Origin of the sequence: Glutamicibacter sp. HZAU, assembly GCF_004100365.1 — a bacterium.
Lineage (GTDB): Bacteria > Actinomycetota > Actinomycetes > Actinomycetales > Micrococcaceae > Glutamicibacter > Glutamicibacter nicotianae.
Window position 1 is genome coordinate 299,774 of the sequence record NZ_SCKZ01000003.1, and the last position, 14,440, is coordinate 314,213.

General features: G+C 63.9%; 13 protein-coding genes. 8 read left to right on the forward strand and 5 right to left on the reverse strand.

The features are described from left to right. The first annotated feature begins 153 nt into the window (after positions 1–153). Positions 154–1,629: a 30S ribosomal protein S1 gene (gene rpsA / locus EKH49_RS06095; RefSeq protein WP_038990737.1), complete on the forward strand. Its 1,476-nt coding sequence runs from the start codon at positions 154–156 to the stop codon at positions 1,627–1,629. A 257-nt stretch (positions 1,630–1,886) separates the two neighbouring features. Beyond that, the gene (locus EKH49_RS06100; RefSeq protein ID WP_128470128.1) at positions 1,887–3,197 is read left to right on the forward strand and encodes a hypothetical protein; all 1,311 of its coding nucleotides are present in this window, start codon (positions 1,887–1,889) and stop codon (positions 3,195–3,197) included. Between the two features lie 28 nt (positions 3,198–3,225). Here the strand turns inward: EKH49_RS06100 and EKH49_RS06105 are convergent, their stop codons facing one another. The 3 genes from EKH49_RS06105 to EKH49_RS06115 all read right to left on the reverse strand — a co-directional run bounded on the left by EKH49_RS06105 (position 3,226) and on the right by EKH49_RS06115 (position 6,840). After that, a complete protein-coding gene (locus tag EKH49_RS06105) occupies positions 3,226–4,926 on the reverse strand; it encodes an HNH endonuclease signature motif containing protein (RefSeq protein ID WP_128470129.1) in 1,701 nt (566 codons plus the stop codon). A gap of 61 nt (positions 4,927–4,987) precedes the next feature. Further along, positions 4,988–6,169 carry a class I SAM-dependent methyltransferase gene (locus EKH49_RS06110; RefSeq protein ID WP_236641054.1) on the reverse strand — a complete coding sequence of 394 codons (1,182 nt, stop codon included), beginning with the start codon at positions 6,167–6,169 and terminating at the stop codon, positions 4,988–4,990. Beyond that, positions 6,166–6,840 carry an IMPACT family protein gene (locus EKH49_RS06115; RefSeq protein ID WP_128470130.1) on the reverse strand — a complete coding sequence of 225 codons (675 nt, stop codon included), beginning with the start codon at positions 6,838–6,840 and terminating at the stop codon, positions 6,166–6,168. The genes EKH49_RS06110 and EKH49_RS06115 overlap by 4 nt, the downstream gene beginning before the upstream one ends. A gap of 25 nt (positions 6,841–6,865) precedes the next feature. On the opposite strand from EKH49_RS06115, the gene coaE reads away from it, so the two are divergent. The 5 genes from coaE (at position 6,866) to EKH49_RS06140 (ending at position 11,729) form a co-directional block, all read left to right on the forward strand. Next, positions 6,866–7,462 carry a dephospho-CoA kinase gene (gene coaE, locus EKH49_RS06120; protein ID WP_128470131.1) on the forward strand — a complete coding sequence of 199 codons (597 nt, stop codon included), beginning with the start codon at positions 6,866–6,868 and terminating at the stop codon, positions 7,460–7,462. A gap of 2 nt (positions 7,463–7,464) precedes the next feature. Next, entirely contained in the window at positions 7,465–7,713 is a 249-nt protein-coding gene (locus EKH49_RS06125) for a hypothetical protein (protein ID WP_066138801.1), read from the forward strand. A 72-nt stretch (positions 7,714–7,785) separates the two neighbouring features. Further along, on the forward strand, positions 7,786–9,873 hold the full coding sequence (gene uvrB / locus EKH49_RS06130; protein ID WP_121866960.1) for an excinuclease ABC subunit UvrB: 2,088 nt from the start codon (positions 7,786–7,788) through the stop codon (positions 9,871–9,873). Between the two features lie 246 nt (positions 9,874–10,119). Beyond that, positions 10,120–11,151 carry a TerC/Alx family metal homeostasis membrane protein gene (locus EKH49_RS06135; RefSeq protein WP_236641055.1) on the forward strand — a complete coding sequence of 344 codons (1,032 nt, stop codon included), beginning with the start codon at positions 10,120–10,122 and terminating at the stop codon, positions 11,149–11,151. A gap of 110 nt (positions 11,152–11,261) precedes the next feature. After that, positions 11,262–11,729, forward strand: a complete 468-nt coding sequence (locus tag EKH49_RS06140) for a MarR family winged helix-turn-helix transcriptional regulator (RefSeq protein WP_128470132.1) — start codon at positions 11,262–11,264, stop codon at positions 11,727–11,729. Between the two features lie 80 nt (positions 11,730–11,809). Here the strand turns inward: EKH49_RS06140 and EKH49_RS06145 are convergent, their stop codons facing one another. Then, entirely contained in the window at positions 11,810–13,096 is a 1,287-nt protein-coding gene (locus EKH49_RS06145; protein WP_128470133.1) for an alpha/beta fold hydrolase, read from the reverse strand. Continuing rightward, positions 13,096–13,584: a GNAT family N-acetyltransferase gene (locus EKH49_RS06150; protein WP_121866957.1), complete on the reverse strand. Its 489-nt coding sequence runs from the start codon at positions 13,582–13,584 to the stop codon at positions 13,096–13,098. Before EKH49_RS06150 ends, EKH49_RS06145 begins: the two co-directional genes overlap by 1 nt. A gap of 62 nt (positions 13,585–13,646) precedes the next feature. On the opposite strand from EKH49_RS06150, the gene EKH49_RS06155 reads away from it, so the two are divergent. Continuing rightward, positions 13,647–14,399 carry a metal-dependent hydrolase gene (locus tag EKH49_RS06155; RefSeq protein ID WP_038990750.1) on the forward strand — a complete coding sequence of 251 codons (753 nt, stop codon included), beginning with the start codon at positions 13,647–13,649 and terminating at the stop codon, positions 14,397–14,399. Positions 14,400–14,440: the final 41 nt, after the last annotated feature.

Here is a 14,440-nt window from a genome sequence, read left to right on the forward strand (position 1 = left end):
GGTTACGCTTTGACCCGCGGTGTGGTAGGCGCGTAGACTTGAACAGCGTGCCATGGCTTTGCCGTGTCCGCAATCAAGTTTTACCCCCTTCGAAATTCCGGGACTTCCGGGGTTTCGACTGATCAAATCTATCCACATCGGAGTCCCTACTACATGACCATCACCTCGAACGAGAACAACAGCGCACCAGTCGTCGCAATCAACGACATTGGATCTGCTGAGGACTTCTTGGCCGCAGTCGACGCCACCATCAAGTACTTCAACGATGGTGACCTCGTCGAAGGCACCGTCGTCAAGGTTGACCACGACGAAGTTCTGCTCGACATCGGTTACAAGACCGAAGGTGTCATCCCTTCCCGCGAGCTTTCCATCAAGCACGACGTCGACCCAGGTGAAGTTGTCACCGTTGGCGACAGCGTCGAAGCCTTGGTCCTGACCAAGGAAGACAAGGAAGGCCGCCTGATCCTGTCCAAGAAGCGTGCACAGTACGAGCGCGCTTGGGGCGACATCGAAAAGATCAAGGAAGAGGACGGCGTCGTTACCGGTACCGTCATCGAGGTTGTCAAGGGTGGCCTCATCCTGGACATCGGCCTGCGTGGCTTCCTGCCAGCGTCGCTCGTCGAGATGCGCCGTGTGCGCGACCTGGCTCCATACATCGGCCAGGAAATCGAAGCCAAGATCATCGAGCTGGACAAGAACCGCAACAACGTTGTGCTCTCCCGCCGTGCATGGCTCGAGCAGACCCAGTCCGAGGTCCGCTCGACCTTCCTCAACAAGCTGGAAAAGGGCCAGGTTCGTCCGGGTGTTGTTTCCTCCATCGTCAACTTCGGTGCCTTCGTGGACCTGGGCGGCGTAGACGGCCTGGTACACGTTTCCGAGCTGTCCTGGAAGCACATCGACCACCCATCCGAAGTTGTCGAGGTTGGCCAGGAAGTCACCGTCGAGGTTCTGGAAGTCGATCTGGACCGCGAGCGCGTTTCCCTGTCGCTGAAGGCTACCCAGGAAGATCCATGGCAGACCTTCGCCCGCACCCACGCACTGGGTCAGGTTGTACCGGGCAAGGTTACCAAGCTGGTTCCATTCGGTGCGTTCGTACGCGTCGAAGACGGCATCGAAGGCCTGGTTCACATCTCCGAGCTGGCAGTTCGCCACGTTGAACTGGCCGAGCAGGTTGTCTCCGTGGGCGACGAGCTGTTCGTCAAGGTCATCGACATCGACCTGGAGCGCCGCCGCATCTCGCTGTCGCTCAAGCAGGCTAACGAAGGTGTTGACCCAGAGGGCACCGAGTTCGACCCAGCACTCTACGGCATGGCTGCAGAGTACGACGAGGCCGGCAACTACAAGTACCCAGAGGGCTTCGACCCAGAGTCGAACGAATGGCTCGAGGGCTTCGACGCTCAGCGCGCTGCATGGGAAGCACAGTACGCTGCTGCCCAGGAGCGTTGGGAAGCACACAAGAAGCAGGTTGCTGCCGCAATCGCCGCCGATGCAGAAGCAGAGCCTGCTGCTGCCGGTGGTTCCGAGCCAGCTCCAGCTTCGTACTCCTCGGAGGCACCAGCCACCGATGCAGGCACCCTGGCTTCGGACGAAGCACTGGCTGCACTGCGCGAGAAGCTGACCGGCAACTAATTCCGGCTTCTGCCACGTGCAGAAATCGTGATTAGCTTTAGCTGATCTACGAAGGTCCAACCCTGCAAGGGTTGGACCTTCGTTCGTTAACCCGTGGATATGTCCGGTTTATCGCTGCGGCCAGTCTTCTTCGTAATTATTTATGCTGACGGTGGCCGGCCAGAAATAGCTCCCGAGGAGCACTGAAATTAATACCTGCTGACGCTAGACTAAAAGTGTACCGATCAAGTAGATTCGCAAACGACAGGTATAAGCACATGGCAACGGCAAGGAATTCGCAGGTAGGCTACGCGGCAGGTACCGTTGCCGGGCGTCAGATCCCGATGCGCCAGGTCAGCCACGAAGAATGGGCGTCCGTTCCACGCACCATTCCCAATTTCTGGGTGGCGGCAGCCACCTGGCTTCCACTGGTTGCTTTAGTGATCCTCGTCCGTCAAGATCTTCTGCATTCGCCGTACCTCGACCAGGGTTTCTGGCATATCGCGTCCTTTTCGATGATCGCTACCGTCCTCGCCATGATCTTCGGCGGCGGCCGGCAAGCACCGTGGATGGGATTGAGTGTAGCAGCTGGAGTTTATTTGCTGCTGGCCCCTGCCGGGGATCTGCAACGGATGCTGATGCTGTCGATGGCCTATTTCCTTCTGCTCTCCCTGACCGTAGGCATCCTCGATGCCCGGCTCAGACGCCAGCTGAAATCCTGGAAACGTGAAGCAACAGGCGGCATCGAACTGGCCTCGGGTCAGGAACGCGATTTCGGAATCACCAAGCAAATGCCGCCCACAGTCTGGAAACTGGCGTTGGGCGCCCTGGCTTATCCGATTCTCCGGCTGGGCTGGGAACTGATCAGCACAGAAGTGCATTCGTTGCATGACTTGGATGAAGGATACCGGCTTGACGTGTTGGCCGCGGTAATCCTGTTGGGCATCAGCTTGCTGATCAGCGTATTGCGCTGGATGCACCTGCAAGCAATGGGCCTTTTCGCACTCGAAGTGCCAGCGGATCACCGGATCGGCCCAACCTCGTTGCGGGCCTGCGGAAACGCGATCCTCATCGACACGGATGAAACCGCGAACTGCCTGTGCCGGAACGACGACAAGAACGGATCCACGAAGGAATTCGAAGATCCGCGATTCATTTTCTGTTCCGAGGTATGCCCCGAGCACGGGGTGCATGCGGTCAATCAGCTCTCCCACGAGGAGTTCCTGGGCATTGCGGCCCAGCCCTGGGTCTACGGGGAGAACCTGAATGGGAAACTGCTTGAAGGAACCGGCCAGCGTTTGGTCATCGCGGGATTAACCGGATGGGGCTCGCGCCCGATTGCCGTGCGGGCATCCTGGCTCTATGGGGGAGGGAAACAGGCGAGCGCCTACTACTCTCCGGAATTCGCACGCGAACCGTTGAACCGCAGCAAACGACGCCTGGCGGTTAAGACGCCGAATGGCGACTCAGTTCTTGGCGATGACTTCGACAATAACAAGCGGGCCGAGATTGACCGGATCGACCTGCATCCCATAGGTATCAACGCCCATGCAGTGCGCGTGCACGGTGGGCGCCCATTCTTGATCTAACCTGGTATGGATGCTGTAGGACCGCGAGCTAGGCGGCCGCTGCCATGTGGTAGTTGTTGCGTACCGGTTGCTGGGCGGGATCGATGAAGCTGGGCAGGATGACCTTGGGCACCCCGCCATCGGGAATGACCTTGATCAGTCCGGCATGCACGTCATGATGATGCGTGTCGCAGAGCATCGCGCTCCAATAGACTGCGGTGACACCGCCCTCGGACCAGAACCAGATGTGGTGGATGTTGCAGCGCTCGGGGTCCATCGTGCACCCGGGCACAATGCAGCCGCGATCGCGCACGGCGATACCCAGCCGCATGTATCCCGGATGCTTGCGTTGGCTGCGGCCGATATCCAGCAGTTCGCCCTTGCCGCCGAGCACCATCGGGATGATGCGTGCCCTGGCGAGGGTCTGGCGCAGGTCGGTAGCGTTGAGCTTGAATCCATGCTGGGTGATGCCGTGGGTTCGTGCCCGGCCTTCCAGCTCATCCAAGGTCAGCATTACCACGATCTTCGGCGTGATGGCGGGGACCTTGATGGAGCCGTCAGCAAGATCTTCGGTACCCTGTCCGGATTTTCCGTTCTGCACTGCGTGGAGCAGCTCCTGCAAGCGTTTCGAATTGATCTCCAGCAAATTCATCAGGCCGTTGAGACGGCGTGCCGCGGGAGAAAGTGGCTCAGGGCCAGGTTCTTCGCTGGCCGCGGCTTCTTCATCGGTGACGAAGTCGGGATGGGTTCCACTGCCCGGCTGGTAGAAAGTGCCGTCTCCAGTGTCTTGCCCTGGATCGTCTTGCAGCGGATCGGTGAAAGCTTGGCGCGCGGCCTGGCCCGGTGCAGAGCGTGGATTGTCGATTTGCGAGATGCCCGACTCGAAGAGCTCCGCACGGGTGGGGCGCAGGGCGAGATCGTAATGAACCAGCCCGTCGCGTTCACCTCGCCGGAACACCCCTTCCAGCGCTTCGGGCCGCTTCTTGCCGAGTCGTTCCTTCTGGGCCTTGAGGAAGTTGCCGACCAAGCGGCGGCGGGTGCCCGGATCGGGTTCATCCAAGTGCTCATCGACGACGGATTCAAGCAGCTCGCCGTCTTCGCTGAGCGCCGAGGCAGTGGCCGGTGCGGCGAATTCGTCCAGCGTGGGTTCCAGCGCGCCCAGGCGCCGGGCCGCGCTGAGCACTTCGGCTGGCGGCTGGTGCGGGTCATTGAAGCGCTCGGCCAGCAGCGGGAACTGTGCAGGGTACCTCTGGTGCTGGTAGTCGTATTGCGCGTAGACGTGGTGGGTGGCTTGGATGCGGCGTTTCGCTTCGAAATGCTCGGTACGCAGCCAGGATGCCAACAGCGTCGCGGGCCCGGGGGAGCCGGGCCGTGCTCCGGTGCGCGTGGCGGGAATGCTGAAATCGCTCCGGTTATCGCGGGCCGCGGCCAGCTCTTCCGGGATGAGGGTGTGGGCGGCGGTGTCCTCGATGAGGTGGGCCGCGTAGATCTGCAGGCGCTGTCCCTGGTGGGTTGTTGCCTCGGCGGCGGTGGCCAAGGCCAGGGCATAGCGGGGGTCGTGCAGGTAGTGCGGCACGGAGCCGGCGGACGGAACATCGGAGGGCTGGGTGGACGAAGCGTCCGGGAGCAGGGTCTGCTGCAGGCGGGGGAGGAACGCGGCCAAGGCCAGTGCGTCGTCGACGTTGAGGGCCGGCGTGTCCTCGATTGCTTGTGCCAGCCCGGCGAGGGCTTGGCTGATTGTTCCGCTCATGGACCCAGCATGCGGCTGGTCGCGCGCGGCGTGCCGGGGCGGGACGCGGGCTGTGGAAAAGCTAGTGCGCGCGGGTGGATGCGGTGACGGTGAAGGTCTTGTCGCGGGCCAGTTGCCTGGTGGGGCCGACCCGGCGCACCAGTTCGCTGCGGTAGCGAAGGTGGGAGTTGAACACGCACAGCAGGGTGCCGCCGGGGGCGAGCACGCGGGCGGCATCGTCGATCAGCTTGAACGCGATGTCGGCGGTGACGGTGTTGCCGATGTGGAAGGGCGGATTCAGCGTGATGAGTGTGGCGCTGGCGTCGGGCAGGCGGCTCAGGGCATCATCCTGCACGGCGGTGATGCGGCTGGCCAGCTGGTTGCGCTGCGCGGCGGCCAGCGTGGAGGCGACGGCGGAAGCTGAATGGTCCGAGGCGTCCACGCGCAGCTGCGGATTGCGCAGGGCGGCGTAGATGCCGATCGAGCCGTTGCCGCAGGCCAAATCGACGAGCGTGCTGTGTTCGGACAGATCCGGCAGGTTTTCCAACAGCAGCCGGGTACCCGGGTCCAGCCGCGCGTTGCCGAAGGTCCCGGCACCGGCATGCAGGGTGAAGCTGGTGCCGCGCACCTGGTGGGTGGCGGTGGCCGGGAAGCTGCTGGCGGGCTGCTCGGCGCGCGGGCTGCTGGCGGTGAGCACCCGGGACTTCTGCCGGGCGTGCGAGACGTCGACGCGCTCGAAATGCGCCGCGAGCACCTCGTTCATGGAACGGCTCATGTGCTTGATCCGGCCGCCGGCGAACAGCCGTGCACCGGGGGCGGCCACGGCGGCCACCGCGGCGGCCTGCTCGCCAAGCACGTCCAATCCGCGGGGCAGGGCCAGCAGGACGACGCTGGCCTGTGCAGCGACCTGCTGGAGCGGGAAGAAGTCGAGGCGTTCGGCCGCTTCGGGCATCAGCCGGGCCAGGTTGGCCTCGATGGCGCGGCGGGCGGTGAGCGAATCGGTGTGCACGCGCACGCTCGTGCTGCCCAGCGCCAGCGAGCCCAGTGCCAGCGCGCCGTAGTGGTCGCCGATCACCGCGATGGATGCCGGCCAGGAGCCGGTTCCGGACGCGGAGGCGCAGGAGTCAAGGATGAGCCGGTCCGAGGCATCGGTGGCGAAGAGGTTCGGCGCTTCGACATCGGGCCAGCGGCGCAGCGCGGGAAGCAGGGCCTGCAGCGCGCTGGCGCTCTCGTCGGCGTCGTGGGAATCAGCGGCAGTGTTCAAATCAGGTCAACCCATTGCGTGTTGGCGGGGGCCAGTTCCCCGGCGCCGGAGGTGAGCGTGGCGATATGGGTGCGCAGCTGGCCGGCGGCTTCCGGGGTGTCCGGGACGCCGACCTGCACGATCGCGGCATCGGCCTGCCAGGCGGTCGGCTCGATTTGGTAGCCGGCGGCGCGCAGGTCGTTCTCGTAGCGGGCCGCGTCGGCGTGGGAGGCGGCGAAGGTGTGGATCCGCATGCGCTGGCGCAGGTGCAGCTGCGCCTGGTCCAGTGCGGAGGACACCGCCTCGGAGTAGGCGCGGACCAGCCCGCCGGCGCCGAGCTTGATCCCGCCGAAGTAGCGGACCACCACGGCCAGCACATCCGAGAGCGCGCTGCCGTCGGCGATTTCGCGCTTGGCCAGGGCATCGAGCATCGGGATCCCGGCGGTGCCCGAGGGCTCGCCGTCGTCGTTGGAGCGCTGGGCCATCCGATCGGGGCCCAGGATGAACGCGCTGCAGTGGTGGCGGGCATCGAAGTGGCTCTTGCGCAGTGCGGCAATATGCTCGCGGGCGGCCGCCTCGGTCTCGACCCGGTAGAGGTAGGTGATGAAGCGCGAACGCTTGATTTCCAGCTCGTGCACGCAATCGCTGGTCAAAGTCGTGTACCGGGTCGCGGCCGAGTCGTTGGTGTTCATCCCCCTTAGTTTATAGGGTGGAAGCATGAAGCATGTGGGACTGACCGGGGGAGTGGCCTCCGGAAAATCGGCGGTCGCGGCCAAACTGGCATCATTGGGCGCCGTCGTCATCGATGCCGACGCATTAGCCCGCCAGGTCGTGGAACCCGGCACGCCCGGGCTGGCTGCGATCAAGGACACCTTCGGCGAGGGGATTCTGCTGCCCGACGGGTCGTTGGACCGGCCCGCCTTAGGCGCGATCGTATTCTCCGATGCGGCGCAGCGGGCCAAGCTCAACGAGATCGTGCACCCGCTGGTGCGCGAGCAAGCAGAGGCCCTGCGCGAGGCCGCGGCACCCGGTGCGCTGGTGGTGGAGGACATCCCGCTGCTGGTCGAGTCCGGGCAGGCGGACCGCTTCGATGCCGTGATCGTCGTCCAGGCCCCGCATGATGAACGCATCCGCCGCATGGTCCAGGACCGCGGCTGGAGCCGCGACGACGCCGAAGCCCGGATGGCCGCGCAGGCCACGGACGACCAGCGGGCGGCCGTCGCCGACTACCTGCTGGATAATTCCGGCAGCCTGGAAGAACTCGAGGCCCAGGTCGCCTCCCTCTACCGCCAATTGGCCCCAGCACAGGAGTAACAATGTACAAGATCTGCAAGTGGACCACCCTGCTCGCCTTTGCCGCAGCACTGGTGCTGTGGCTGGGATTCGGCGGCCGCGAGGAATTCGTCGCCAGCGAATCCGGACCGTATTCGCCGGTGGTCTACATTTCCGGCTGGCTGGGCCTGATCGGCCTGGCCGCCGCGACCGTCATGACAGTCGGCTTCTTCGGCAGCAGCATCCAGCGCACCGTCAAGCGCAATGCGATCCGTTACGGGATGCGCAAGTAGCACCCGGGCATTAAGCTGAAAGCTGGCTCGGGCGAGCGGCCATCGGCCGGCGCAAGTGGATATGCTGGAAGCATGAGTCTTGCACAGCCGATCAAGCGCGTGGTCGCCCCCTTCGAAGTCATCAGCGAGTACGAGCCTGCCGGCGACCAGCCGCAGGCCATCAAGGAGCTGACCGAGCGGATCAACGCCGGCGAGAAGGACATCGTGCTGCTCGGCGCCACCGGCACCGGCAAGTCCGCGACCACCGCCTGGCTGGTCGAGCAGGTGCAGCGCCCCACCCTGGTGCTGGTGCAGAACAAGACCCTGGCCGCCCAGTTGGCCAACGAATTCCGCGAGCTGCTGCCGAACAATGCGGTGGAGTACTTCGTCTCCTACTACGACTACTACCAGCCCGAGGCCTACGTCCCGCAAACCGATACCTTCATCGAGAAGGACTCCTCGATCAACGAGGAGGTCGAACGGCTGCGCCACTCGGCCACCAACTCGCTGCTCACCCGCCGCGACACGATCGTCGTCGCCACCGTCTCCTGCATCTATGGCCTGGGCACCCCCGAGGAATACGTGGCCGGAATGGTCACCGTGCGCCAGGGCGAGGAACTGGACCGCGACGCGATGCTGCGCCAGTTCGTCGCCATGCAGTACACCCGCAACGACATGGACTTCCACCGCGGCACTTTCCGGGTGCGCGGCGACACCGTGGAGATCATCCCGATGTACGAGGAGCAGGCGGTGCGCATCGAGTTCTTCGGCGACGAGGTGGAGGCCATCTACACGCTGCACCCGGTCACCGGCGAGGTGATCCGCGAGGAAACCGAGATGTACATCTTCCCGGCCAGCCACTATGTGGCCGGCGCCGAGCGGATGGGCAAGGCCATCAAGTCCATCGAGGACGAGCTGGCGGTGCGGCTGAAGGAGCTGGAGTCGCAGAACAAGCTGGTCGAGGCCCAGCGGCTGCGCATGCGCACCACCTATGACCTGGAAATGATGGAGCAGATGGGATTCTGCAACGGCATCGAGAACTACTCGCGGCATATTGACGGCCGAGAGGCAGGTTCCGCACCGCACTGCCTGCTGGACTACTTCCCGGACGACTTCCTGCTGGTCATCGACGAGTCGCATGTGACCGTGCCGCAGATCGGCGCCATGTACGAGGGCGACATGTCGCGCAAACGCACCCTGGTGGAGCACGGCTTCCGCCTGCCATCGGCGATGGACAACCGCCCGCTGAAGTGGGACGAGTTCCTGGAGCGCATTGGGCAGACGGTGTACCTCTCGGCCACCCCGGGCAAGTACGAGCTGGGCAAGTCCGACGGCTTTGTCGAGCAGATCATCCGCCCGACCGGCCTGGTCGACCCGGAGATCATCGTCAAGCCGACCAAGGGGCAGATCGACGACCTGCTCGACGAGATCCGCACCCGGGTGGACCGCGACGAGCGCGTGCTGGTCACCACACTGACCAAGCGCATGGCCGAGGATCTGACCGATTATCTGACCGAGCACCAGGTCCGGGTGCAGTACCTGCACTCGGACGTGGACACCATCCGCCGCGTGGAGCTGCTGCGCGAGCTGCGCATGGGCTCCTTCGACGTGCTGGTCGGCATCAACCTGCTGCGCGAGGGCCTGGATTTGCCCGAGGTCTCGCTGGTGGCGATCCTGGATGCCGACAAGCAGGGCTTCCTGCGCTCGGCGACATCGCTGATCCAGACGATCGGCCGTGCCGCGCGCAACGTCTCCGGCCAGGTGATCATGTATGCGGACAAGATCACCGAGGCGATGGACCAGGCGATCGAGGAGACCAATCGCCGCCGGGCCATCCAGGAAGCGCACAACAAGGAGCACGGGATCGATCCGATGCCGCTGCGCAAGAAGATCGCCGACATCACCGACCAGCTGGCGCGCGAGGACGCCGACACCCAGGAGCTGCTGAACAACAACCGCTTGGCGAAGAATGCCAAGCGCAGCAAGGCCTCCCCGGCGGTGCGCAAGGACGGCCTGGCCGCGGCTCCGGCCGAGGACCTGCTGGGCCAGATCGAGGAAATGACGGAGCAGATGCATGCGGCGGCCGCCGAATTGCAGTTCGAGCTCGCTGCCCGCATTCGCGACGAAGTGTCCGAGCTGAAGAAGGAATTGCGCCAGATGCAGGCCGCCGGCCACGCGTAAGAAGTGTGCTGTTCGGCGCAGTATGGCGACTTCCACTGACCCTGTGCGGTTCCTGTGCGCTACACTTGATCACTGGACGTAGGGGAGTATCCCAATGCTGTGAACGTCAACACGCGGACCAATGATGTTCCGCCGGGCGCAGCAGCCGACCAGCACCACGGGTGCCACGAGATTTCGGGCACCGTGCAGGCGGCGGAGAGACTTGCGGCGATTTTGACATACCCTCCAACGAAAGGTCGCTCGTCCGTGGGCACTTCTGGAATTAGCCTTCAATTCGAGATCATCGCACTGGTAGTCCTGTGCGTGATCTTGGCCGCTGACTTACTGTACGTAACGAAGCGTCCGCACATTCCTTCCATGAAGGAAGCTGGCATCTTCGTCAGCTTCTACATCGCATTGGCCATCGCCTTCGGCGGCTTGATCTGGTGGCAGGCCGGCCCGCAGGTCGGCCAGGAATTCTACGCCGGCTGGATCACCGAATACGCGTTGTCGGTGGACAACCTGTTCGTCTTCATCATCATCATGGCCCGCTTCTCGGTACCGCGAAAGTACCAGCAGGAAGTGCTGATGTTCGGCATCATCATCGCGCTGATCCTGCGCGCGATCTTCATCTTGCTCGGTGCCGCAATCATCGAGCAGTGGTCCTGGGTCTTCTACATCTTCGGCGCCTTCCTGCTGTGGACCGCATGGAACCAGCTCAAGGACGAAGACGAGGACGAGGAAAGCGGCCTGGTTAGCAAGCTGACCAGCAAGCTGCCGATCTCCAAGGACTTCGATGGCGCCAAGCTGCGCACCGTGGTCGACGGCAAGAAGCTGTTCACCCCGATGGTGCTGGTCTTCGTGACCATCGGCATGACCGACCTGCTGTTCGCCTTCGACTCGATTCCGGCGATCTTCGGCCTGACCAAGTCCGCGTTCATCGTCTTCACCGCGAACATCTTCGCGCTGATGGGCCTGCGCCAGCTGTACTTCCTGCTCGGCGGGCTGATGAACCGCCTGGTCTTCCTGAAGCACGCACTGAGCTTCATCCTGGCCTTCATCGGCGTGAAGCTGGTCTTCCACGCCCTGCACGAGAACCAGGTGCCGTTCATCAACGGCGGCGAACCGCTTCACTACGCGTGGCTGGACATCTCCGTTGGCCTCTCGCTGCTGGTGATCCTCGGCGCGATCGTCATCGCCACCGTGCTCTCGCTGTGGAGCCCGTGGGGCAAGCGCGCAGCCGCGAACGCCGAAGCCGCCGCAGTGGCCGACGCCGCTGAGCACGCAAAGCAAGACTAACGCCGGGTAGCGCGAGTAACAGCCCGCCGGGACGAGTTGATTCCAACTGGTCCCGGCGGGTTTTTCGTACCCGGATAGTGTGCCTATGCAGTTCTGCTAAGGTAATTTCCATGAGCGATCCATCAACAGAAGCCAGCGCCATTGCCACCGGCGTTGCACTCGCCTCGGGCACCATGTCGCGGCTGCTTGGACGCGCGGCAGGGCAGGGCCGATCGGTCACCGCGTGGCGGGTGCTTTCCACCTTGGACCGCTTGGGTCCGCAGCGCGTGGGAGACCTTGCTGTTGAGCAGCGTGTTGCGCAGCCGACCATGACCGGCCTGGTCATCCGCATGGAGAATGACGGGTTGGTGCAGCGCCAGCCGGACCCGAAGGACGGCCGAGCCAGCTTGGTCAGCCTGACTGGCGAGGGCAAGGAAGCGCTCGAAGCCTACCGGCAGCGCGCGATCGCTTCGCTGGCAGGCGGCATCGATTCCTTCAGCGCCGAGGAGCGGCAGGTTATGGCGCAGGCGGTGCCGCTGCTGCAACGGCTCAATGACCAGGTCGCCGCGCAGCTGGACACCCACGGACAGCAGGCTTAATCGGCAACGCGCTTGAATCCTCGGCGGGATTCAAGCGCGTTGTCTGTTTGCCATCTCAGCTGCCCGATCGGCTCCCTTGTCTAGTCGTCGTTGGACGCGGCCTGGGGTTCCTCGCCGTTGGCCATGGCCAGCAGGCGGCGGAAGATCGCCGGGCCGTCATCGCCGATGCCGTCATGGTGGTAGTCCTCGGTCACCCACACCTGCAATCCTGCCACCTGCGAGGCCGTGCGCAGCGAAAGCTCGCGGTCCACATAGACATCGTCGTGGTAAACCGCCGCGGCCACCGGCACCGTGTTCTTGGCCAGCACGTCCAGGTTGTACAACGGGCCGAAGCCCTCGTGCTCGGCCAGGATGCGGGCCACATCCTCCAAGGGGCGCAAGGCCGGATCCTCGGAGAAATGCCAGCCGTAGATCATCTCGCCGGTCAGCAACGGGGCCTTCGCGTGGTGCGTGAACTCCGGGAACTCCGGCAAGACCTGTTCCGCGGCGAAATTGGTCGCCTCGCCTTGCGCGTAGATGGTTTCGTGCATCAGCGCATAGAGCGGGTTCGATGCGAACGAGGACTGCGCGTTCAGCGCTTCGAGGAAGGCGTCCGAGAGGCGTTCGCCGCCCGGGGTATCACTGAAGGCCTCCTCGAAGATGTGGTGCAGCAGGTGCACCCGGGTGTTGCCGCCCAGGTACATGCCCAGCATCTGCACCAGCGGGACGGTGACGCGCTGGCCGTTGGGCAGACGCTCATCGTCATTGGCGCGCACATGCTCGTAGATCCTGTGCAGAGTCTCATAGTCCTCGGGATACCAGGAGAAGTACTCGCGGTTGCGTTCGGCCATGCGCTGGTAGGTGGCACGGTAGACGGTCTTCGCATCGGCATCCAGCGAGGCCAGCCCGCCGGTGACCAGGCAGCGGGTGAGCGACTGCGGGAAGAGCGAGAGATAGGTCAGGGTGCAGAACCCGCCGTAGCTTTGGCCCAGGGTGCTCCATTGCTCGATGCCCAGGTGCTCGCGCAGCGCCTCGGCATCGCGCACGATCGAATCGGCCCGGAAATGCGTGAGGTAGCGTGCCTGGGCCGCCGAGTCCCCGCGCAACGGAAGAGTCTTGCGGTTGGCCGGGGTGGACAGCCCGGTGCCGCGCTGGTCCAGGAGCAGTACGCGGAAGTGCTTGGTGGCTTCGGCCAGCCACCCGGAGAGGGAACCGGGGCGCGGGGACTTGCCGCCTGGCCCGCCCTGCAGGAACAGCAGCCAGGGATTTGATGCGTCGGTGCTGATCTCGCGGGCGAAGATCGAGATCTTCTCGCCCTGCGGGTCTGCATGGTCCAGCGGGACCTCGATGCGATGGTCGGTGACGTCCATGCCGCGGTAATGCCGCATTAGTTTGCTCCTCGGGTGCCAAGTGCGTGCAGTGCTTCGCCGTCCAGGCGGCGTGTGGTCCAGCCGTTCATGGAACCAGCGCCGATCGCGTCGTAGAACTTGATCGCCGGTTCATTCCAATCCAGCACCGACCATTCCAGGCGCTTGTAGCCGCGCTGGACGCAGATCTGCGCCAGGGTGCGCAGCAACGCGGTGCCGGTGCCCGAACCGCGTCGCGCTTCGCGCACGTAGAGGTCTTCCAGGTGGATGCCGTGCCGGCCTTCCCAGGTGGAGTAGGTCAGGAACCACAGGGCCATGCCCTTCAGCTCGCCGGATTCATCCTCGGCCACGTGGGCGAAAACCTGGGGATTGGGGCCGAAGAGGTGCTCTTGGAGATCAGCTACGGTGTTGTGCACCGCATCTGGTTCCTTTTCGTAGTCGGCCAATTCCTGGATCATCTCCAAGATCTGCGGGCAGTCGCCCGGAACAGCTTCACGCACAATACTCATGTGTTCCAGCTTACCTCCGTCGCACCGCTAAAACGTCGGTGACCAGACCTAAGGTTGAATGCATGATGGGTGGACACCACGCGGTGAGCGGCGCAGCCGCATGGTTGGCAATAACGACTCCGGTCACCGTGGGATCGGTGAACCTGGGGCTGGGCACCTTCCAAATGGACCGCTGGGAAACCCTGGCCGGAGCGATCGTGTGCGCAGGTGCCGCCCTGCTGCCCGACGCCGATCACCATTCGGCCACGATCGCCCGTTCACTGCCGCCAATTTCCAGCATCTTCACCCGGATCATCGGTTCTGCTTCCGGCGGGCACCGCAATGGCACCCATTCGCTGATCGGCATCGCCTTCTTCATCTTCCTGGCCTGGCTGGCCAATGGCTGGGATGTGCAAACCGCGGCCCTGGGGACGGTTTATCCGGCGGCGGCGCTGTTCGCGATCCTGCTGATCTCCTTCGCGGTGAAGACCATGAAGTTCATGCCGCCGCTCTTGTGCTGGATTATCGCCCTGGCCGCCGGCACCTTCGTGGGGATGAACACTCCGGCGGAGAACCAGTGGTTCCTGCTGGCGGTGGCCATCGGCGTGATCGCGCACGTGGTGGGGGACATGCTGACCATCGGAGGCTGCAATCTGCTGTGGCCGATCAAGATCGGCTCTCCGCGCTGGTTCCGCCGGATGCCGGTCATCGGCGGCTGCTGGAAGTCCAACGGCCGGGTGGCGCTGCCGATTCTGGGCGAAACCGGTTCCACCTCCGAATGGCTGTTGGCCACGGGACTGACCACCTATGTGGGCATCGCGCTAATCGTCGCCTAGCTGCCCGCAGGCACGCCAGAACATTTTTGGGAGATGGCCTA

Excerpts from the sequence above, each read along its gene's own strand:
- rpsA (WP_038990737.1), top strand. The coding sequence starts at position 154 with ATGACCATCACCTCGAACGAGAACAACAGCGCACCAGTCGTCGCAATC.
- EKH49_RS06100 (WP_128470128.1), top strand. The coding sequence starts at position 1,887 with ATGGCAACGGCAAGGAATTCGCAGGTAGGCTACGCGGCAGGTACCGTT.
- EKH49_RS06105 (WP_128470129.1), bottom strand. The coding sequence starts at position 4,926 with ATGAGCGGAACAATCAGCCAAGCCCTCGCCGGGCTGGCACAAGCAATC.
- EKH49_RS06115 (WP_128470130.1), bottom strand. The coding sequence starts at position 6,840 with ATGAACACCAACGACTCGGCCGCGACCCGGTACACGACTTTGACCAGC.
- coaE (WP_128470131.1), top strand. The coding sequence starts at position 6,866 with ATGAAGCATGTGGGACTGACCGGGGGAGTGGCCTCCGGAAAATCGGCG.
- EKH49_RS06125 (WP_066138801.1), top strand. The coding sequence starts at position 7,465 with ATGTACAAGATCTGCAAGTGGACCACCCTGCTCGCCTTTGCCGCAGCA.
- uvrB (WP_121866960.1), top strand. The coding sequence starts at position 7,786 with ATGAGTCTTGCACAGCCGATCAAGCGCGTGGTCGCCCCCTTCGAAGTC.
- EKH49_RS06140 (WP_128470132.1), top strand. The coding sequence starts at position 11,262 with ATGAGCGATCCATCAACAGAAGCCAGCGCCATTGCCACCGGCGTTGCA.
- EKH49_RS06145 (WP_128470133.1), bottom strand. The coding sequence starts at position 13,096 with ATGCGGCATTACCGCGGCATGGACGTCACCGACCATCGCATCGAGGTC.
- EKH49_RS06150 (WP_121866957.1), bottom strand. The coding sequence starts at position 13,584 with ATGAGTATTGTGCGTGAAGCTGTTCCGGGCGACTGCCCGCAGATCTTG.
- EKH49_RS06155 (WP_038990750.1), top strand. The coding sequence starts at position 13,647 with ATGATGGGTGGACACCACGCGGTGAGCGGCGCAGCCGCATGGTTGGCA.